Source organism: Gordonia sp. LMA167 (assembly GCF_058130025.1).
Genome location: NZ_CM176708.1, coordinates 4,803,319 through 4,821,675, shown reverse-complemented (window position 1 = coordinate 4,821,675; position 18,357 = coordinate 4,803,319). Strand labels below are relative to the sequence as shown.

15 protein-coding genes and 1 other RNA gene are annotated in these 18,357 nt (G+C 67.3%); 8 read left to right on the top strand and 8 right to left on the bottom strand.

The genetic code is table 11. The annotated features are described in order from the left end of the window. Window positions 1-23: 23 nt before the first annotated feature. Together rnpB and ACVT6V_RS21880 are read left to right on the top strand one after the other, a co-directional pair. Window positions 24-461, top strand: an RNA gene (rnpB, locus tag ACVT6V_RS21885) — RNase P RNA component class A. A 50-nt stretch (window positions 462-511) separates the two neighbouring features. Beyond that, window positions 512-1,927: an RNB domain-containing ribonuclease gene (locus ACVT6V_RS21880; RefSeq protein ID WP_489896205.1), complete on the top strand. Its 1,416-nt coding sequence runs from the start codon at window positions 512-514 to the stop codon at window positions 1,925-1,927. A 104-nt stretch (window positions 1,928-2,031) separates the two neighbouring features. On the opposite strand, the gene ACVT6V_RS21875 is transcribed toward ACVT6V_RS21880, so the two are convergent. The 3 genes from ACVT6V_RS21875 to panB form a co-directional block, all read right to left on the bottom strand. Then, a complete protein-coding gene (locus tag ACVT6V_RS21875) occupies window positions 2,032-3,528 on the bottom strand; it encodes a CYTH and CHAD domain-containing protein (protein ID WP_489896204.1) in 1,497 nt (498 codons plus the stop codon). 83 nt (window positions 3,529-3,611) lie between these two features. Continuing rightward, on the bottom strand, window positions 3,612-4,571 hold the full coding sequence (gene pip, locus ACVT6V_RS21870) for a prolyl aminopeptidase (RefSeq protein WP_489896203.1): 960 nt from the start codon (window positions 4,569-4,571) through the stop codon (window positions 3,612-3,614). 105 nt (window positions 4,572-4,676) lie between these two features. Further along, the gene (gene panB, locus ACVT6V_RS21865; protein ID WP_489896202.1) at window positions 4,677-5,534 is read right to left on the bottom strand and encodes a 3-methyl-2-oxobutanoate hydroxymethyltransferase; all 858 of its coding nucleotides are present in this window, start codon (window positions 5,532-5,534) and stop codon (window positions 4,677-4,679) included. Window positions 5,535-5,695: 161 nt separating this feature from the next. On the opposite strand from panB, the gene ACVT6V_RS21860 reads away from it, so the two are divergent. The 4 genes from ACVT6V_RS21860 to ACVT6V_RS21845 all read left to right on the top strand — a co-directional run bounded on the left by ACVT6V_RS21860 (window position 5,696) and on the right by ACVT6V_RS21845 (window position 12,474). Then, the gene (locus ACVT6V_RS21860; RefSeq protein ID WP_489896201.1) at window positions 5,696-7,237 is read left to right on the top strand and encodes an alpha/beta fold hydrolase; all 1,542 of its coding nucleotides are present in this window, start codon (window positions 5,696-5,698) and stop codon (window positions 7,235-7,237) included. 85 nt (window positions 7,238-7,322) lie between these two features. Continuing rightward, on the top strand, window positions 7,323-8,663 hold the full coding sequence (locus ACVT6V_RS21855; RefSeq protein ID WP_489896200.1) for a glutamine synthetase family protein: 1,341 nt from the start codon (window positions 7,323-7,325) through the stop codon (window positions 8,661-8,663). 63 nt (window positions 8,664-8,726) lie between these two features. Beyond that, window positions 8,727-11,738, top strand: a complete 3,012-nt coding sequence (locus tag ACVT6V_RS21850; RefSeq protein WP_489896199.1) for a bifunctional [glutamine synthetase] adenylyltransferase/[glutamine synthetase]-adenylyl-L-tyrosine phosphorylase — start codon at window positions 8,727-8,729, stop codon at window positions 11,736-11,738. A gap of 76 nt (window positions 11,739-11,814) precedes the next feature. After that, the gene (locus ACVT6V_RS21845) at window positions 11,815-12,474 is read left to right on the top strand and encodes a biliverdin-producing heme oxygenase (RefSeq protein ID WP_489896198.1); all 660 of its coding nucleotides are present in this window, start codon (window positions 11,815-11,817) and stop codon (window positions 12,472-12,474) included. A gap of 22 nt (window positions 12,475-12,496) precedes the next feature. Here ACVT6V_RS21845 and ACVT6V_RS21840 read toward each other — a convergent pair whose 3' ends face one another. After that, window positions 12,497-12,904 (bottom strand): hypothetical protein, encoded by a 408-nt coding sequence (locus tag ACVT6V_RS21840; RefSeq protein WP_489896197.1) that lies wholly within the window; start codon window positions 12,902-12,904, stop codon window positions 12,497-12,499. An 82-nt stretch (window positions 12,905-12,986) separates the two neighbouring features. Then, window positions 12,987-13,763, bottom strand: a complete 777-nt coding sequence (locus ACVT6V_RS21835) for a TetR/AcrR family transcriptional regulator (protein ID WP_489896196.1) — start codon at window positions 13,761-13,763, stop codon at window positions 12,987-12,989. A 101-nt stretch (window positions 13,764-13,864) separates the two neighbouring features. Here ACVT6V_RS21835 and ACVT6V_RS21830 point away from each other — a divergent pair, with 101 nt between their 5' ends. Continuing rightward, on the top strand, window positions 13,865-15,394 hold the full coding sequence (locus tag ACVT6V_RS21830) for an MFS transporter (protein WP_489896195.1): 1,530 nt from the start codon (window positions 13,865-13,867) through the stop codon (window positions 15,392-15,394). On the opposite strand, the gene ACVT6V_RS21825 is transcribed toward ACVT6V_RS21830, so the two are convergent. The 3 genes from ACVT6V_RS21825 to glnA all read right to left on the bottom strand — a co-directional run bounded on the left by ACVT6V_RS21825 (window position 15,363) and on the right by glnA (window position 17,495). Then, window positions 15,363-15,665 carry a GlsB/YeaQ/YmgE family stress response membrane protein gene (locus ACVT6V_RS21825; RefSeq protein ID WP_489896194.1) on the bottom strand — a complete coding sequence of 101 codons (303 nt, stop codon included), beginning with the start codon at window positions 15,663-15,665 and terminating at the stop codon, window positions 15,363-15,365. The two genes, ACVT6V_RS21830 and ACVT6V_RS21825, sit on opposite strands and share 32 nt — an antisense overlap. Window positions 15,666-15,728: 63 nt before the next feature. Next, window positions 15,729-15,926: a hypothetical protein gene (locus tag ACVT6V_RS21820; protein ID WP_489896193.1), complete on the bottom strand. Its 198-nt coding sequence runs from the start codon at window positions 15,924-15,926 to the stop codon at window positions 15,729-15,731. Between the two features lie 135 nt (window positions 15,927-16,061). Continuing rightward, the gene (glnA, locus tag ACVT6V_RS21815; protein WP_489896192.1) at window positions 16,062-17,495 is read right to left on the bottom strand and encodes a type I glutamate--ammonia ligase; all 1,434 of its coding nucleotides are present in this window, start codon (window positions 17,493-17,495) and stop codon (window positions 16,062-16,064) included. Window positions 17,496-17,846: 351 nt separating this feature from the next. Here glnA and ACVT6V_RS21810 point away from each other — a divergent pair, with 351 nt between their 5' ends. After that, window positions 17,847-18,347: an RDD family protein gene (locus ACVT6V_RS21810; RefSeq protein ID WP_489896191.1), complete on the top strand. Its 501-nt coding sequence runs from the start codon at window positions 17,847-17,849 to the stop codon at window positions 18,345-18,347. Window positions 18,348-18,357 lie beyond the last annotated feature (10 nt).

The following is an 18,357-nucleotide window of genomic DNA, read 5'->3' as shown; positions in this document are numbered from 1 at the left end:
CACCGCTATCCTGTGTGAGCGAACGAGTCGGCCGGGCGGCCGCGGCGCGCGGAACGACCCGGTTCTCCGGGTACGCCGCCGTCGAGGAAAGTCCGGACTCCACACAGCAGGGTGGTTGTTAACGGCAACCCGGGGTGACCCGCGGGACAGTGCCACAGAAAACAGACCGCCGCCGCGTACCGGTTCCTCGGGAATCGGGGGTGGCGGTAAGGGTGAAACGGTGCGGTAAGAGCGCACCAGCGACACGGGTGACCGCGTCGGCTTGGTAAACCCCACCCGGAGCAAGGCCGAAGCGCGCATCGCGGGTGACCGCGGGTGCGCGTGCGCGGGTGTTCGAGGGCTGCTTGCCCGAGCCCGCGGGTGGGCCGCTCGAGGTACCCGGCGACGGAGTACCCAGATGGATGGTCGCCGCCCGGTCTCACGACCGGGGACAGGATCCGGCTTACACGCCGGCTCGTTCGCCCTCATTTGTCCGCCTGCCGACCGGCCCTGGTCGCCTACAGTCGGTGGGGTGCAGCACGTACTGTCGGTCCCCGATCTGGACTTCGATGCGGTTCGGACCGAACTCGGAGTGAGTGAGGACTACGGTGTCGCGGCTCAGGCAGAAGCTGATCATTGCCGCGACCGATACGCGGACGTGCGCGAGGACCGCACCGGCCTGCCGTTCGTCACCATAGATCCCCCGACCTCGCTGGACCTCGACCAGGCGGTCCACATCGTGGCCGACGACGACGGCTTCGAGGTGAACTACGCGATCGCCGACGTCGCCGCGCTCATCGAGCCGGAGGGGGCACTCGATCAGGAGAGCCGCCGTCGCGGCACCACGGTCTACTTCCCCGATCGGTCCGTACCGTTGCATCCGCGCTCGCTCTCGGAGGGTGCGGGCTCGCTGCTGCCCGAGCAGGCCAGGCCCTGCGTGCTCTGGACCATCCGGGTCACTCCGGACGGGGCGGTCGGGGCGGTCACCGTGCGCCGGGCGAGGATCCGGTCGGTGGCCAAACTCGACTACGCGGGCGTCGCACGCGATGCCGTCGCCGGTCGTCTCCACCCGTCGATCGCGGCGTTACCGGCGTTCGGGGAACTCCGGCAACGGGTGGCGCTCGATCGCGGCGCGGTGGAACTCGACCTGCCCGATCAGGAGGTGGTGAGCGACGGCGAGGCGTGGACGATCCGGCTCGCCCCGCACACCGACGCCGACATGTGGAACTCGCAGCTGTCGCTGCTGACCGGGATGTGTGCGGGTCAGATCATGGCGGACGCCGGCGTGGGACTGCTGCGGACCCTGCCGCCGGCCGAGGAGCGCTCGGTGGCCGCCCTGCGGGCGGCAGCCAGATCGCTGGACATCGATTGGCCTGCCGGGCTGTCGGTGGGGCGCTTTCTGGCCGGACTGCCCAAGGACGAACCGTCGACGCTGGCCCTCATGTCGGCAGGCGCGACACTCATGCGCGGCGCCGACTATCTCGTCCTGGATCCCGCGGAGGAGTCGCCCGCCTCAGATCGGATGCGGCACGCTGCGATCGGTGGTGTCTACGCGCATGTGACGGCCCCGTTGCGCCGGCTCGGCGACCGGTTCGCGACGGAGGTCTGCCTGGCTGTGACGTCGGGCAGTCCGGTCCCCGATTGGGTCTCTCGCGCACTGCCCACGCTGCCGAAGATCTTGCGGTCGGCGGACTCGCTCGCGTCGGCGGCCGACCGTGCGAGCATCGACCTCACCGAGGCCGTGCTCCTGGCGGGGCGGGTGGGGCAGAGCTTCGACGCAGTGGTGGTGCACGCGGCGACCGAACATCGCCCGGCCCAGGTGTTCCTCACCGAGCTCGCCGTGATCGCCCCGTGTGAGGGCAACCCCGAGCAGGGGTATCGCCTGTCGGTCGTGCTGACCGAAGCCGATCCGCACGCCCGCCGGGTGCGATTCGCCCCGTCACCGTGATCACGGGCGGGTCCCCAACCGGTTCTTTCCGCCGGCTCCGCACTCGTCCGGCTGAAACTTCGCTCGGATGAATCAGTAAGCAGCGGAAGAACTTTGGGGATGGGTCACAGACCCTTGGCGGCCTTCCGGTAGGCGTCGAGTGCCCGATGTGCGTCGGTCTCCTGCCGCGCATCGATCCGGCCGAGCGCGAACATGTCCGCACCGGAAAGGTTTCCGGAGGCGGCGATCTCGCTGAGGCGGCGGCGGTTGATCTGGGTGTCGTTGAAGTCTCCGAGCGCGGACTGGATGGACTTGGCGACCTTGGCCACCTTCTTGTGACGCTTCTTCTCCAACGGGGTGGCGGCGTCGGTGCTGTACCGCAGCCGCTTTGCCCTCTTGCGGATCTTGTGCAGCTGCTCGGTCCACTCCTCGGACCCCTCGGCGAGCGTGGCCAGCTTCTCTTGTGCCTTGCGGATGTGCTTGCGGTTTCGCGCAATCGCGCGATCCACGGCGATGCTCGCGTCGAGTTCTGCGTCCGGCCCCGGCGGCGGTGAGGCGATGAGTTCATCGATGGCGTCGAGCAACCTGAAGTAGCGATCCGAGTTCATCGCGCCATGTGCCGCCTTGATCGCGTGATCATGGATGGCGGTCTCGCTGCCGGCGAGTTCGGCGATGAGCGCCGGGGAGGCGTTCTCGGCGCGGAGCACGGCGTCGTCGAGGGCCAGCTGCACTTCGGAATCGCGGGCATCACCGAGTATCCGCGCCAGCAGCTTGAGTTCGTTGCTCAGATGGTCGGTCCGATCGGCGTCGAGGACCGTCGGGAAGCCGGAGAAGACGCTGCGCAGGCGGCGGCAGGAGACCCGCATCTGGTGCACGGCATCATCGGCGTCGATTCGCACCAGCGGGTCATAGGTCAGCAACGAGTTCCGGTGGATGGCGATGTCGGTCACCACCAGCTCGATCGCGGTGGGACGCTTGCCGAGATGAGGTTCCACGACCGTCGGCGTCGCGCCGATCGCCCGGGCCAGCTTCGATGCCGACGACGGCTCCCGCCCGCCGGCGCCGCGCAGAAGTTTCTCGGCGGCTTTGAGCAGCCGGGTGTTGTCGGCATTGCCGAACAGTTCGAACTCCCATTCCGCCCACTCCTGGAAATGCCCGCCGGGTAGCAGCGACTGAGCGGTGACCAGATCTTCGGCGAACTCGGCGACCGGGCGACCGTCGGCGCCCTTGAGCCTGGTGACGGTTCGGGTGGTGGACAGTGCGGCGACCGGGATGAGCTTGCGGGTCCGGGTCAGGGCCACCACCGGCGTGATCAGTTCGGACGGCAGGTCGCCGTCGGCGGGTGCATCGTCGAAACCGACGTGCATCTCGCGCCGTGCGCCCACGGTTCCGGTCGGACGCTTGAGGTGCCATCCGGCATCGTGCCCGCCGGTGCGCCGGCGCATCGTGATCCGGTTGCCGGCCAGATCGAGGTTCTCGGTGTCGAAGTAGGTGGCGTCGAGCTGGAACGTCTCCGGCTCGTCGGCTCCGATCACTCCCGGCAGGACCCGTAGATCCGGTGCGGTGTGCCCCGCATCCACGTCGAACTTCAGCTCAACCTCGACCAGCTCGGATGCCGCCACCCATTCCTCCTGTCACGTGCCCGGGTGCGGTTGCACCGCACCCGGATCGTCCGTTCTGACGAGTCTAGAGACCGACAGGGCAACTAGAGCGGCCGGTCGGCGAACTCGTCCGTGGCGGTGATCAGGTGATGCTTGATCCCGGGTTCGAACGACGCGTGGCCGGCGTCATCGACGATGTGCAACGTCGCGCCGGGCCATGCCCGATGCAGATCCCAGGCGCTGCGGGCCGGGCAGACGACGTCGTAACGTCCTTGCACGATGACACCCGGGATGTGCGCGATCCGGTCGATGTCCCTGATCAACTGTCCGTCGTCGAGGAAGCCATGGTTGACGAAATAGTGATTCTCGATGGATGCGAACGCGAGGGCGAAACGCGGATCGCCCTCCTCCTCTGATTTCTTCGGGAGCAGATAGCTGGTCGCCTGCTCCCAGCCGGTCCAGGCGAGCGCGGCTTCTTGCGCAACGGATCGGTCGGGGGAGGTGAGCAGCCGGTGATACGCGGCGACGAGGTCCCCGTTGCGCTCCGCCTCGGGTATCGGCGCGAGGTAGGACTCCCACAGATCCGGGTAGATGTGGGCTGCACCGCCGTTGTAGTACCAGTCGATCTCACTGCGCCGCAGCAGAAAGATCCCGCGCAGCACGAGCTCGGTGACCCGGTCGGGATGAGTCTGCGCATAGGCGAGGCCGAGTGTCGAACCCCACGAGCCGCCGAACACCTGCCAGCGCCGGATGCCGAGGTGTTCCCGAAGCCGTTCCATGTCGCCGATCAGGCCGGCAGTGGTGTTGAGCGCCAGATCGGCGCCGTCGGCGATGTGTGGCCGTGACTTCCCGCAGCCGCGCTGATCGAAGAGCACGATGCGGTAGCGGTCGGGATCGAAGAATCGGCGCTGATCCGGCGACGTACCTCCACCGGGTCCCCCGTGCACGAACACCACCGGCTTGCCCTCGGGGTCGCCGGAGGTCTCCCAGTAGATCTCCTGCCCGTCCCCGACGTCGAGGTGGCCGTGCTGGTACGGGTCGATTTCGGGATAGAAGTCGCGCATGGAGCAACCCTAATGCGAACAGCGGGCCGTTCCGATCACCGCGGGTCCGTCGAGCGGCTCGCGTTCACCGGAACAACCCACGTCGTTCGTGGTCGGTGCCGTGCGTCAGTAGCTGTGTTCGGGGGCCGGGAACGTTCCGCGACGGACCTCGTCGGCGTATTGCTCGGCGGCGGACCGCAATTGCGATCCGATGTCGGCGAAACGCTTGACGAACTTGGCGGTCTTGCCGTGGGTGAGTCCGGCCATGTCCTGCCAGACGAGGACCTGTGCGTCGGTTTCGTTGCCTGCGCCGATGCCGACCGTCGGGATGGTGAGTTTGCGGGTGATCTGGCCGGCGAGATCGGCCGGGACCATCTCCATCACCACGGCGAAGGCGCCGGCCTCCTGGACGGCGATCGCGTCGGCGACCAGCTGGTCGCCGGCGTCACCACGGCCTTGGACACGGTAGCCGCCGAGGCCGTTCACACTCTGCGGGGTGAAGCCGATGTGCGCCATGACCGGGATGCCCGCAGCGGTGAGTGTCGCGATCTGGTCGGCGACGCGTTCACCACCCTCGAGCTTGATCGCATGCGCGCCGGTCTCCTTGAAGATCTTCACCGCGGACTCGAGTGCCTGCTGCGGGCCGGCCTCGTAGCTGCCGAACGGCAGGTCGGCGACGACCAGGGCGTGCGGCGCACCACGGACCACGGCGCGGATCAGAGGGATGAGTTCGTCCACGCTCACCGGGATCGTGGTGTCGTAACCGAGGACGACGTTCGCCGCGGAGTCGCCGACCAGCAACACGGGGATCTCGGCGGCGTCGAAGACGCGAGCCGTCGAGTAGTCGTAGCAGGTGAGCATCGACCACTTCTCGCCATCGGCCTTCATCTGGGCCAGATGCTGCACGCGAGTGGGGCGACGACGAGGAGAGGCGGAATCAGCCGTGACCGGGCCGGACGCGCCATACACCGAAGATTCGGACATCATTGTCTCTTTTCTGCCTCGAGTCCTGAACTGCAGGTACCCGGGTTGGGTTGGACACTGACATTGTGTCACCGGTCGGTGCGTGGATAAATGCTCGTGACCTGTGGTTTTTCTCACATATTGATCCGCTCCCGGCGTGGTTGCGACCGTAGGATCGCGCCATGGCGACCACAGCGGGCACCTGGCACGGCCGATGTGTGGTCGCCGTGATCGTCGCCGCGTCGGCGCTGGTGGGCTGCGACATTCATCCCGCGAACGGCGAGATCGGGTGGCATGCCTGCGGTCCGTCCGACGGCGTCGATCGGGCCTCGATCGGTGCGGTGCCCGCAGCGGTGAGCCGGCGGCTGACGTGCGGACGCCTCGACGTCGCGCTCGACCCGGGTGACCCGGTGGCGGGCACCGTGAGCCTGGCCGTCGCGCGCCTGCGGGCACGTGGCCCGAGTCGTGGGGTGGTGGTGACCGATCCCGGTGGTCCGGGCCGGTCCGGAGTGCAGAATCTCGTCGGCTCGGCCACCGGACTGGCGGCCGACTCCGCGGCCGACAGGCACGACATCGTCTCCCTCGATCCGCGCGGCGTCGGCGCCTCGCGCCCGACGATCAGGTGTCGGACCGATGCCGAGCGGGACTCCGAACGGGCGATGGACTTCGGCGACCGATCGCCGGCGGGAATCGCGCGCATCGAGCGATATCGGCAGGAACTCGCACAACGCTGTCGTGAGCGTGTCGGTGCGGCATTTCTCGCGCGGGTCGGCACCGACTTCGTGGTGCAGGATCTCGATCACGTGCGCGCTGCGCTCGACGTCGACCAGATCTCGTTTGTGGGCCACTCGTACGGCACCCGGATCGGGATCGAGTACGCGCGACGTTTCCCGTCCCGGATCCGGGCGCTGGTCCTCGACGGGGTCGTCGACCCGGCCGAGGATCCGATCGACGCCGCGGTCGATCAACTGGCCGGTTTCCAGCACGCGTTCGACGCCTTCGCCGCCGACTGCGTCGGTCGGCCGTCGTGTCCGCTCGGCCAACGGACACAGAATTCGGTTGCGGTGTACCGCGAACTTCTGAGGCCGCTGATCACGGCACCGGTACGGGCGGGCGACCGCACCCTGTCGGCTGCCGATGCCGAGACCGGCACCGTCGCCGCGCTGTACCGGGAGTCGACGTGGTCGGACCTGGGTGCCGCGCTCACGTCCTTGGCCGCCGGCGACGGTTCGGGTCTGCTGCGCCTGGCCGACTCCTCTGAGGGCCGCGACCCCGACGGCCACTACGACCGGATGCAGGACGCCCTCCTGGCCATCGGTTGCGCCGACGAGCCCCGGATTCCCGACCGCGCGCGCCACGACGAGTTCGACCGCCGAGCGCGGGTCGCGGCGCCGTTCCGTGACGACGCGCGCGGTACCGGGCGCGGGCCGGTGGGCGTGTGTGAGTTCTGGACACCGGCCGCGCAGTCGCCGGTGCCCGGCGGTGCGCCCGGAACCGGTCGGTTTCCGCAGGAGGTGCCACGCATACTCGTCGTCGCCGGCACCGGCGACCCGGCGACGCCATTCGCGACCGGAGCCCGATTCGCGTCGATGGTCGGAGCCGGATTCATCCGCGTGCTCGGCGATCGGCACTCCGCGGTCTTCACCGGCAATCGGTGCGTCGACACCGCCGTCGACGACTACTTGACCGATCTCACGGTGCCGCAGCTGCCTCTCACATGCTGAGATTCGATCTGCATAACCGCAGGAAGCAGAGTTCGACTTGTACATGTAACACGGATTTAACAGCGTACTTCTAATGTCCGGAGTCATGGATCGCCAAAAGGAATTCGTGCTGCGGACCCTCGAAGAGCGCGACATCCGATTCGTGAGGTTGTGGTTCACCGACGTTCTCGGCTATCTGAAGTCCGTGGCGATCGCACCGGCCGAGCTCGAGGGTGCGTTCGCCGAGGGTATCGGATTCGACGGCTCGGCCATCGAGGGGTTCTCGCGCGTCTCGGAGGCCGACACCGTCGCGAAGCCGGATCCGTCGACCTTTCAGATCCTGCCGTGGACCACATCGAGTGGACGTCATCACTCGGCGCGGATGTTCTGCGACATCGCGATGCCCGACGGCACCCCGAGCTGGGCCGACTCGCGGCATGTGCTCCGGCGCCAGCTGAACAAGGCCGCCGATCAGGGCTTCAGCTGCTACGTGCATCCCGAGATCGAGTTCTTCCTCCTCAAGGACGCGCCACTGGACGGGACCGTGCCGACTCCGGCCGACTCCGGCGGCTATTTCGACCAGGCCGTGCACGACGCCGCCCCCAACTTCCGCCGTCATGCGATCGAGGCGCTGGAGTCGATGGGCATCTCGGTCGAGTTCTCCCACCACGAGGGCGCACCGGGCCAGCAGGAGATCGACCTCCGCTATGCCGACGCACTGTCCATGGCCGACAACGTGATGACCTTCCGCTACGTGGTCAAGGAGGTCGCCATCGACGAGGGCACCTGGGCGACCTTCATGCCGAAGCCGTTCAGCGAACATCCCGGTTCGGCCATGCACACGCACATGAGCTTGTTCGAAGGCGACACCAACGCCTTCCACAACCCCGACGACCCGATGCAGCTGTCGGACACCGGCAAGAAGTTCATCGCGGGCATCCTGCACCACGCCAGCGAGATCAGTGCGGTCACCAACCAGTGGGTCAACTCGTACAAACGATTGATCCACGGCGGTGAGGCGCCCACGGCGGCCACCTGGGGTGGCGCGAACCGCTCGGCGTTGGTCCGCCTGCCGCTCTACACGCCGAACAAGGCGTCGTCGCGACGGATCGAGGTCCGCAGCCCCGACTCGGCATGCAACCCGTATCTGACGTTCGCGGTGCTGCTCGCCGCCGGCCTCAAGGGCATCTCCGAAGGGTACGAGCTGCCCGAGGAGGCCGAGGACGATGTGTGGGCGCTGACGCCCGCCGAGCGACGGGCGATGGGTTACCGCGAACTGCCGGGCAGCCTCGCCGAGGCGCTGGGAGAGATGGAGAAGTCCGAGCTCGTCGCCGAGGCCCTCGGAGAGCACGTATTCGACTACTTCCTGCGCAACAAGTGGACCGAATGGACCAACTATCGCAGCCTGGTCACGCCCTACGAGCTGAAGAGCTACCTGCCGCTGTAACGCGTCCTCACGCGGGGGTGCCCTGACGGAGAGGTTGGCGGTGGCGCCCGCTACCTTTTGGGTGTGACTTCACTTCGCGGACGCGGCCGCGTCCCCAGCGCCGGGCGGCTCGGGCTGCTCGAGAAGACAGCGCCGGGCCACCTCTCGGAGCTGGAGTGGGACAACGACGATTCGGTCGACGTCCTGTGGGCGCTGTCGCGCGCCCCGGACGCCGATCTGGCGTTGCGTGCGTTGATCCGGATCAAGGGCATGGTGGCCGACGACTGGGCCGAGATCGACCAGCTGATCCGTACGGACACGACCTTTCGTGGCCGACTGTTCGCCGTCCTCGGTGCATCGGACGCGCTCGGCGACCACCTGGTCGCCGAACCCGGGAGCTGGCGACTGCTGACGCGTCCGGACCTCCCGACGGTCGAGGAGATGAACGAGCGGATGCTCGCGTCCGTCGGCGCGACGCCCGAGCCCGGAGAACTCGACAAGGGCAACAAGGTCTACCGGGCCGTCACCACCGGCCCCAAGGCGATCGTTGCGCTTCGGATCGCGTACCGGAACCTGTTGCTGGAGTTGGCAGCTCACGACGTCGCCGCGACCGTGGAAAACGAGCCGGTGATCTACCTGCCGCAGGTCGGTGCGTTCCTGGCCGATGCCGCCGACGCGGCCCTGACCGCCGCTCTGTCCGTCGCGATCACCGAGGTCTGCGGCGACAAACCTCTTCCCGTGCGGCTGGCGGTCATCGCGATGGGCAAATGCGGTGCCCGTGAACTCAACTACGTCAGCGACGTCGACGTCGTATTCGTCAGCGAACCCGCCGACGGCGTGTCGGCACGCATTGCCGGCGAGTTGATGCGGGTCGGATCGCTGGCGTTCTTCGAGGTCGACGCCGCGCTGCGACCCGAGGGCAAGGCCGGCGCGCTGACCCGCACGCTCGACTCGCACGTCGCCTACTACCGGCGCTGGGCGAAGACGTGGGAGTTCCAGGCGCTGCTCAAGGCCCGTCCGATGACCGGCGACATGCAACTCGCCGACGACTACATCGCCGCGCTCGATCCGATGGTGTGGGCCGCCGCGGAGCGCGAGGATTTCGTGCCCGAGGTGCAGGCGATGCGTCGCCGCGTCGAATCCCTCGTCCCGGAGGAGCTGCGCGAGCGCAACCTGAAGCTCGGCAGCGGCAGTCTGCGTGATGTCGAGTTCGCCGTCCAGCTGCTCCAGATGGTGCACGGCCGCGTCGACGAGGAGATCCGCACCAAGGCCACGGTCGATGCACTCACCGCATTGACCGCCGGCGGATACGTCGGGCGCGACGACGGAGCGAATCTCAATGCGTCCTATCAGTTCCTGCGCGCACTCGAGCACCGACTGCAATTGCAGCGGCTGTCGCGCACCCACCTGCTGCCCGCATTCGACGATGTCGACAACATGCGCTGGCTCGCACGCGCGGCGCACATCCGTCAGGAGGGGGAGTTCGATCCGACGGCGGTGCTGCGTGAGGAGCTCAAGCGACAGAAGGCCCGCATCCGCCGACTGCATGAGAAGCTCTTCTATCGTCCGCTGCTCAATGCCGCGACCCGGTTCAACAGCGACGAGCTGACGCTGACCGACAAGTCGGCCGAACGCCGCCTTTCCGCTCTCGGCTACGCGAAACCCGAACGCGCGCTGAGTCATATCCGAGCATTGGCGTCGTCGCCGGGGCGGCGTGGGCAGATCCAGCTGCTGATTCTTCCGTCGCTTCTGGAGTGGATCGGCAACACCCCTGATGCCGACGCGGGGCTCCTGAACTACCGCCGCCTGTGCGACGTCATGGATGACGCGGAGTGGTTCATCCGGCTCCTGCGCGACGACGGTGTCGTCGCTGAACGGTTGATGCATGTGCTCGGTACCTCCGAGTACATCGCCAACCTGCTGATGCGTTCGCCGGAGGTGATCCATCTCTACTCGGACGGCACCAACGGCCCGAAGCTGCGTGAGGTCGATCCGCGCGACGTCGCCAAAGGGCTCATCGCGTCGACCGTTCGCCAATCAGACCTGAAACGCGCCGTGGCGGCGGCGCGTTCGCATCGGCGCTTCGAGCTCGCCCGGATCGCATCCGCCGACATCCTGGGCATGATGAACGTCCCCGAGGTGTGCGCTGCGCTGTCGAGCGTGTGGGCTGCGGTGTTGAACGCGGCCCTGACCGTCGTCATCGCGGAGTCCGAGCGCGACCGCGGCGAACCCGCCCCGGCCCGGATCGCGGTGATCGGGATGGGTCGCCTCGGCGGCGGCGAACTGGGGTATGGCTCGGACGCCGATGTGCTCTTCGTGTGTCAGCCGCAGCCGGGCGTGAACGAGGCGGCGGCGGTCCGCTGGTCCCAGACGATCGCGGAGAAGGTCCGCTCGATGCTGGGCTCCCCGAGCGAGGATCCCCCGCTCGAGGTCGACACCGGACTACGCCCCGAAGGGCGCAACGGGCCGGTCGTCCGGACGTTGGCCGCCTACGCGGCCTACTACGAGCAGTGGGCGCAGCCCTGGGAGATCCAGGCGTTGCTGCGCGCTCATCAGGTTGCGGGCGACGACGATCTCGGTGTCGAGTTCCTCCACATGGCCGACCGGATCCGCTACCCGGCAGGAGGGGTGTCGGCGGAGGCGGTGAAGGAGATCCGCCGGATCAAGGCCCGTGTCGACTCCGAGCGATTGCCGCGCGGTGCCGATCCGGCGACCCATACGAAGCTGGGTCGCGGTGGGCTCGCCGACGTCGAATGGACCGTGCAGCTCATGCAGCTGCGGTACGCGCATCGATACGAATCCCTCCACAACACATCGACGTTGCAGTCGCTCGAGGCGATCGGCGCGCTGGAACTGCTCGGCGAGAACGACGTAGCGCTCCTCAAGGAGGCGTGGCTGACGGCCACCCAAGCGCGTAACGCCCTGGTATTGGTGCGGGGCAAGCCGGTCGATCAGCTCCCGGCGCCCGGCTCGCAGCTGCGTGCAGTGGCCTATGCCGCGGGCTGGCCGGAGGACCAGGCCGCCGAATTCCTGGAGAACTACCTTCGCGTGACCCGCCGGGCGAAGACGGTCGTGCGCAAGGTCTTCGGCGCGTGATCGGCAGGGACCGTCCGGTTCGTGCTGGTGCCGCGGGTTCCGATCATCGCGGCGTGGTGGTAACACTGGTGCCATCATGACGACCACGCCAGAGAGTTCGCCACCTCCCCTCGCGGGCCACGGTGACTCCGTGTCCGACTGTCTGCGGGCCGCGACAGCGGTGGCCCATGACCGTGCCGAACGCGCCACCTTCGTCGACGACCTGATGTCTGGTCGGCTCGATGCCGCCGATTATCTCAGCATGGCCGCGCAACTCTTCTTCATTTATCGCGCGCTGGAATCCGTCGGTGATGACCTTGCCCGAGACGACATCGCGGGGCCGGTCCTCGACGAGCGGTTGCGGCGGCTCCCCAGACTGACCGCGGACCTGGCGGCGATGGGCGTCGACCCGGCGACCGTCACCCCGCTGCCCGGTGTGGCCGCATACGTCGCGGCCATCGAGGCCACCCGCGCGGACCCCGCACGGTTCGTGGCGCACCACTACACCCGGTACCTCGGGGATCTCAGTGGGGGACAGGTGATCCGGAGTCGGATGAAACTGCACTACGGCATGACCGACGAGACCCTGAGCTTCTACGTGTTCGACGAGATCGACAAACTGAAGCGCTACAAGGATGCCTACCGCGCCACCCTGGACGGGCTGCCGCTGGAAGGCGAGGACGTTCGCGCGTTGATCGACGAGGCGGTGGCCGCCTTCGGGCACAACGAGCGGATGTTCGCCGACCTCGCGGGCTGAGGGCCGAGAGGCCGGCGAACTGTCACTTGTCTGCGCCCTCGCGGTTCTCCTTGGCCTTGGTGACGCCGGCCTTGACCAGCAGCCAGGGCACGATCATCGTGGCCACGGCGGTGACGAGCCAGATGATCACCGTTGCCGCGATCCAGGTCTCGACCCCGTCGATCTCGATGCCGTCGCCGACGAGGGTCGAGATCAACAACGCCACGAACGTGGAGACCAGACCGACACCGCCGATGAATGCGTCGGCATTGCGGTTGACGAACTTGAAGATGAACGGCCCGAGGATCGTCTGGGCGATGGCGAAGATCACCAGGGCGACCAGAAAACCGCCCCAGTGCACCGTCATCTTGTCGAGAAACGCGGTCGCCACGAGGATGCCGATGGCCGCCGAGATCAGGTAGACGACCGTACGGATGAGTATGCGGATCATGAATTCATGGTAGGCCGCAGCGGCAGGAATTCGGGCATGGATCGCCGTGTCGGGCTGTGGTTCACGACGCCGCGTGGGTTCGTCACGAGTCGGGCTCGGTGGTGGCGACGAGCCTGTCGAGTCCGTCGAGGATCACTGTGAGCCCGAAGGTGAGTTCCTCGGTGAAGAAGTCGTCGGAGTCGTGCATGGCGGCATCCGAGATCGCCGCTGCCAGATGGGGAAGTCGTTCCGGCTCGGCGAACTCGGCCACCATCGCCTCGTAGGTGCCGCCGGTATCGTGGCGGCCCGCGTCGCGGTCCGGGCCGTCCAGCAGACCCATCTGGCTCGCCTGCCGGACATGGTGCCGGACAAAGCCGTCCACCAACAGCAGGGCACTCAGCTTCTGTTGTCCGGTGAGCCCGGTCTCGGCGAACGCCTGCAGTCCGGCCTCGGTCCAGGACAGCACATTCGGTCCCACGGGTGGTCGTTTCAGCGGCATCGCGGTCAGCCAGGGCCTCTTGCGGCCCACCGCCGCGGCCGCCAGGGCCCATGCGGTCAGGCGTTCCCGCCACGTCCCCTCGGCCGTGATCGCTGGGTCGGCAGGTCCGAAAGCGCTGTCGATCATCACCTCGATGACGTCGTCCTTGCTGTCGACATATCGGTACAGCGACATGGTCGTCAGCCCGAGGGCGGTCGCGATGGCCTTCATCGAGACCGCCTCGACGCCGCGCTCATCCGCGATCGACACCGCGGTTCTCCCGATGTCACGCACCGTTAGTGCCGGCCGTGGTCCGCGCCGCGGCGTCGGGTCCTCACGGCCCCACAGGAGACAGAGATAGCGCGGGACCGCTGGACGTTCGGTGTCATCCGTCGAGGTCATGCCCGCCATCGTACTAACTGCTTGCCAGATACACGGTTGGGTTCGTAGTATCTGCTTACTCAGTAAACAGTCGATGCTATAAACAGAAAGGCGGTGGCGCCATGACCAGGCGTTCCCCGTGGCTCGGGCTCCTCGTCCTGTGCCTGCCCATCCTGATCGTCTCCATGGACGTGTCGGTGCTCTTCTTCGCCGTGCCGTACATCGCGGCGGATCTGTCGCCGACCCCGGAACAGCAATTGTGGATCTTCGATGTGTACGGCTTCGTGCTGGCCGGACTGTTGCTGTCGATGGGATCACTCGCCGATCGAGTGGGTCATCGCCGGCTGCTGATGATCGGCGCGGTGGGGTTCGGCGCGGCATCTCTCGCCGCGGCTTTCGCCGTGTCGGCCGAGATGCTGATCGGTGCCCGTGCCGTGCTGGCCGTCGCGGGCGCCACGCTGATGCCGTCGACACTGGCCTTGATCCGCCACATGTTCGACGACACCGCGCAGCGGGCGAAGGCCGTGGCGATCTGGAACGCGACGTTGGCCGGCGGTGTGGCCGTCGGTCCGATCGTCAGCGGCCTGCTGCTCGAACATCTCTGGTGGGGTTCGGTGTTCCTCATCAACCTGCCGTTCATGGTGGTGCTGCTGATCGCGGCGCCGATCGTGCTGCCCGGCGACACCGCGACGCCGAACCGTCGGGTCGATGTCCTGAGCGCCGTCCTGGTCCTCGCAGCGATCCTGCCCGTCGTCGCGGCGATCAAGAACCTCGCCGCCGACGGATGGTCGGTGACCCGGGTGGCCATGCTCACGGCAGGCCTGGTCGTGGGCGTGATCTTCGTTGTCCGCCAACGGCGGATCGATGACCCGATGATCGATGTCGCGCTGCTCGGCGAGCGACGCTTCGCCACCTCCGTGTGGACCAATCTCGTCTGCATGTTTGCGCTGCTGGGCAATTCGATCCTGATGACGCAGTACCTGCAGTCGGTGCTCGGATATTCGCCACTGCGAGCGGCACTGTGGAGTCTGGCTCCCTCGGTGGTCGTCGGGGCCGTCGCACCGGCGGCCGCCGTGCTCGCGCAGCGAGTCGGCCGACCACCGGTGATCGTCGGCGGGATGCTCACGGGAGCAACCGGTTTCGCGATGCTGGGGGCGCTGACGGAGGTCGACTCGCTGCCGTCGGTGCTGATCGGTGCGGCGCTGCTCGCGGCCGGTGTCGTCGCGGCCACGTCGATGATCGCCGACTACGTCGTGGGGGTCGCGCCGGCCGACCGCGCAGGCGCGACCTCCGGTCTGCTCGAGACGTCGAGCGAACTGGGTGGGGCACTGGGCATCGCGGTATTGGGCAGTGTTGTCAACGCGGTGTACCGAATGAACTTCCCGGCCGGGTTGATCGGGGGAGAGGCGTCACGAAGCCTCGCCGGTGCGGTCGTCACCGCGCCGCATCTGGACGCCGGGCGCGGTGCGGCAGTACTCGATGCCGCACGGTCGGCATTCGTCGACGGCCTGGCGGTGGCAGCCTTCAGCGGCGCAGCCGTACTCGTCGGGTCCGCGGCTCTCGCGTTCTGGATGCTGCGCGACCGCAGTGACGCTCAGAGCGGCGTCGCGAGGCGCAGGCTCACACGCGCCGCGCAGATCCCATCCGCTTGATGATCGCCGAACCGATGGCGACGACGATGATCGATCCGATGATGGCACCGATGATGCCGCCCCAGTCGAACTTGTCCTCGTCGCCGATCCCGAGCAGGCCGGTGAAGATCCAGTACCCCAGCAGGGCGCCGAGCAGTCCCAGCACGGTGGACGCCAGCCACGACCTCCACCCGCTCAGGGCCTTGAACGCATCGTTGGGGATCAGCGCGCGAGCGATGGCCCCACACACGAATCCCAGCAACAGTGCAGCGATCAGACTTCCGATGTCCATGTGACACCTCCTCTGACCGCAGCGTAGCGGCGTCGGGTAACGCGAGTGTCCGTTTTTCGGTGTCTAGAGGATCTCGACGGTGGTGCCGCGGGCGAGTCGTAGTTCGGAGCGGTTGGCGTCGGTGCTGTTGACGAGCTGGATCACGAACTGATCGTCCGCGTCCGGCACGGCCGAACGGACAACGGCCCGCAGGCCGTCGTAGCTGATGCGGTCGCCGGGGGCGAGTTCGTCGACGTGTCGGGTGCGCACTGTGGTGGTCATTCCTCAAACCTAAGGGCAACGGGTGTGAAACGGCAGGGTACAAAGCCCTTTTCGTGATGTCAATCACGTGAACCGACGCCGAAGGGCGGTCGGGAACAATGTTCCCGACCGCCCTTCGGCGTCGATCGTGTTCGCTCAGCAGTCGTAGTAGAGCGCGAACTCGTACGGGTGCGGACGGATCTGCACCGGCTCGATCTCGTTCTCGCGCTTGAGCGCGATCCAGGTCTCGATGAGGTCCTCGGTGAACACGCCACCGGCGGTGAGGTATTCGTGGTCCTCTTCGAGCTTGTCGATGACCGCCGACAGCGAGGTCGGCGCCTGCGGGATGCCCTTGGCCTCCTCCGGCGGGAGCTCGTAGAGGTCCTTGTCGACGGGCTCGTGCGGCTCGATCTTGTTCTTGATGCCGTCGAGTCCGGCCATCATCATCGCGGCGAACGCCAGGTACGGGTTGCCCGAGCTGTCCGGGCAGCGGAACTCGAGGCGCTTGGCCTTCGGGTTGTTGCCGGTGATCGGGATACGCACGCATGCCGAACGGTTGCGCTGGCTGTAGACCAGGTTGATCGGGGCCTCATAGCCGGGCACCAGGCGCTTGTAGGAGTTCACGGTCGGGTTGGTGAACGCCAACAGCGACGGCGCGTGATGCAGGATGCCGCCGATGTAGTAGCGCGCGAGGTCCGAGAGTCCCGCATAGCCGGCCTCATCGTGGAACAGCGGCTTGCCGTCCTTCCACAGCGACTGGTGGGCGTGCATGCCCGAGCCGTTGTCACCGAAGAGCGGCTTCGGCATGAAGGTGACGGTCTTGCCGTTCGCATACGCCGTGTTCTTGATGATGTATTTGAACAGCAGCACGTCGTCGGCGGCGTGCAGCAGGGTGTTGAACTTGTAGTTGATCTCGGCCTGACCGCCGGTGCCCACCTCGTGATGGCCGCGCTCGAGCTCGAAACCGGCGTTCTGCAGGTTCGTCGACATCTCGTCGCGCAGATCCACGTAGTGGTCGTACGGCGCGACGGGGAAGTAGCCACCCTTGGGGCGGACCTTGTAGCCGAGGTTGGGGCTGCCGTCCGGGTCGGTCGGCGACGCCGTGTTCCACCAGCCGGACTCCGACTCGACCTCGTAGAAGGTGCCGTTCATCTCCGAGCCGAACGAGACACCGTCGAAGATGTAGAACTCGGCCTCGGCACCGAAGAAGCAGGTGTCGGCGATGCCGGTCGAGGCCAGGTAGTCCTCGGCCTTGCGTGCGACGTTGCGCGGGTCGCGGCTGTAGGCCTCGCGGGTGAACGGGTCGTGGACGAAGAAGCTGATGTTCATCGTCTTCGCCTTGCGGAACGGATCGATTCGGGCGGTTGCCGGGTCGGGCAGCAGCATCATGTCCGACTCGTCGATCGACTGGAAGCCGCGAACGGACGAACCGTCGAACGCCAGCCCGTCCTCGAACACGTCCTCGTTGAACGCGGAGGCCGGGATCGAGAAGTGCTGCATCACACCGGGCAGGTCGCAGAAGCGGATGTCGACGTACTCGACACCCTCTTTCTTGATGCCCTCGAGAAGTTCTTCTTTGCTGCTGTACACCGTGCGGTGACTCCTTAACTTGTTCGGGGTGGCCAGCGAACTGGCCCGCCTCATCCGCCGGCTGGTGGCAGGCGGATCTCAGCGTGAACCGTATGGACGCGACGTTGCCTAGTCGTCAAGGGCGTGTTTCTCCTGTGTTACACGGCCGTGATGCCTCGACAACATGGTTGTTCCGCTGAGCAACGATGCCATGTCGGCTATCCGCGCACCACGGAAGTCCCGGATTGGCCGCCTCGGGCGGCCGCGACCCGGGCGCGTCGGACGCCGTGCCACCGCGGATTACCATGGCGTCATGCGAGCATCCACACCGTCCGCCGTACCGCGCAGCGAGTCCCCAACGGGGGCGTGCTGATGGGCAGGGCGACCGGTTCGTGGCTGTCCGGCCCGCAGATCGGGCCGAGCGGCGGTGGGGGCGACTACCGCGGCCAGGATCTCGGACTGCCCGAGTCCGGCCCCGGGGCGTTGGCCGGTGGATGGCTGCGAACCGTCGCGCTGCTGGTGGACTGGTTGCTCGCGGGCGGTGTCTCGTTGCTGTTCGTCTCGTTCGACTCCCCGATGCTCGGCACCGCGGTCCTCGGCGTCTGGTTCGTGCTCGGCGTGGTGGCGGTGACGTTCTTCGGCTTCACCCCGGGTCAGTTCGCGGTGGGTTTGCGGGTGGCGCGGGTGGACCACGGCACCGAGCGCGCCGAGCAGGAGGCGCAGGGCACGGTGCCGCCGGCAGCGGTCGGCATCGTCCGCGCCCTCGTTCGGCAGATTCTCATCGTCTTCCTGGTGCCGGCGCTGATCAACGACTACAACGGCCGGGCCATGCACGACCGGGCGACGGGGACCGCATTGGTGCGGACCCGCTGACGCCCGGTCG

Bases quoted from the DNA above. Each gene is read 5' to 3' on its own strand.
- panB (WP_489896202.1), bottom strand. From the start codon at position 5,534: ATGTCCGAATCTTCGGTGTATGGCGCGTCCGGCCCGGTCACGGCTGAT.
- ACVT6V_RS21845 (WP_489896198.1), top strand. From the start codon at position 11,815: ATGACGACCACGCCAGAGAGTTCGCCACCTCCCCTCGCGGGCCACGGT.
- ACVT6V_RS21810 (WP_489896191.1), top strand. From the start codon at position 17,847: ATGGGCAGGGCGACCGGTTCGTGGCTGTCCGGCCCGCAGATCGGGCCG.
- ACVT6V_RS21825 (WP_489896194.1), bottom strand. From the start codon at position 15,665: ATGGACATCGGAAGTCTGATCGCTGCACTGTTGCTGGGATTCGTGTGT.
- ACVT6V_RS21860 (WP_489896201.1), top strand. From the start codon at position 5,696: ATGGCGACCACAGCGGGCACCTGGCACGGCCGATGTGTGGTCGCCGTG.
- ACVT6V_RS21820 (WP_489896193.1), bottom strand. From the start codon at position 15,926: ATGACCACCACAGTGCGCACCCGACACGTCGACGAACTCGCCCCCGGC.
- ACVT6V_RS21830 (WP_489896195.1), top strand. From the start codon at position 13,865: ATGACCAGGCGTTCCCCGTGGCTCGGGCTCCTCGTCCTGTGCCTGCCC.
- ACVT6V_RS21840 (WP_489896197.1), bottom strand. From the start codon at position 12,904: ATGATCCGCATACTCATCCGTACGGTCGTCTACCTGATCTCGGCGGCC.
- pip (WP_489896203.1), bottom strand. From the start codon at position 4,571: ATGCGCGACTTCTATCCCGAAATCGACCCGTACCAGCACGGCCACCTC.
- ACVT6V_RS21855 (WP_489896200.1), top strand. From the start codon at position 7,323: ATGGATCGCCAAAAGGAATTCGTGCTGCGGACCCTCGAAGAGCGCGAC.
- ACVT6V_RS21835 (WP_489896196.1), bottom strand. From the start codon at position 13,763: ATGACCTCGACGGATGACACCGAACGTCCAGCGGTCCCGCGCTATCTC.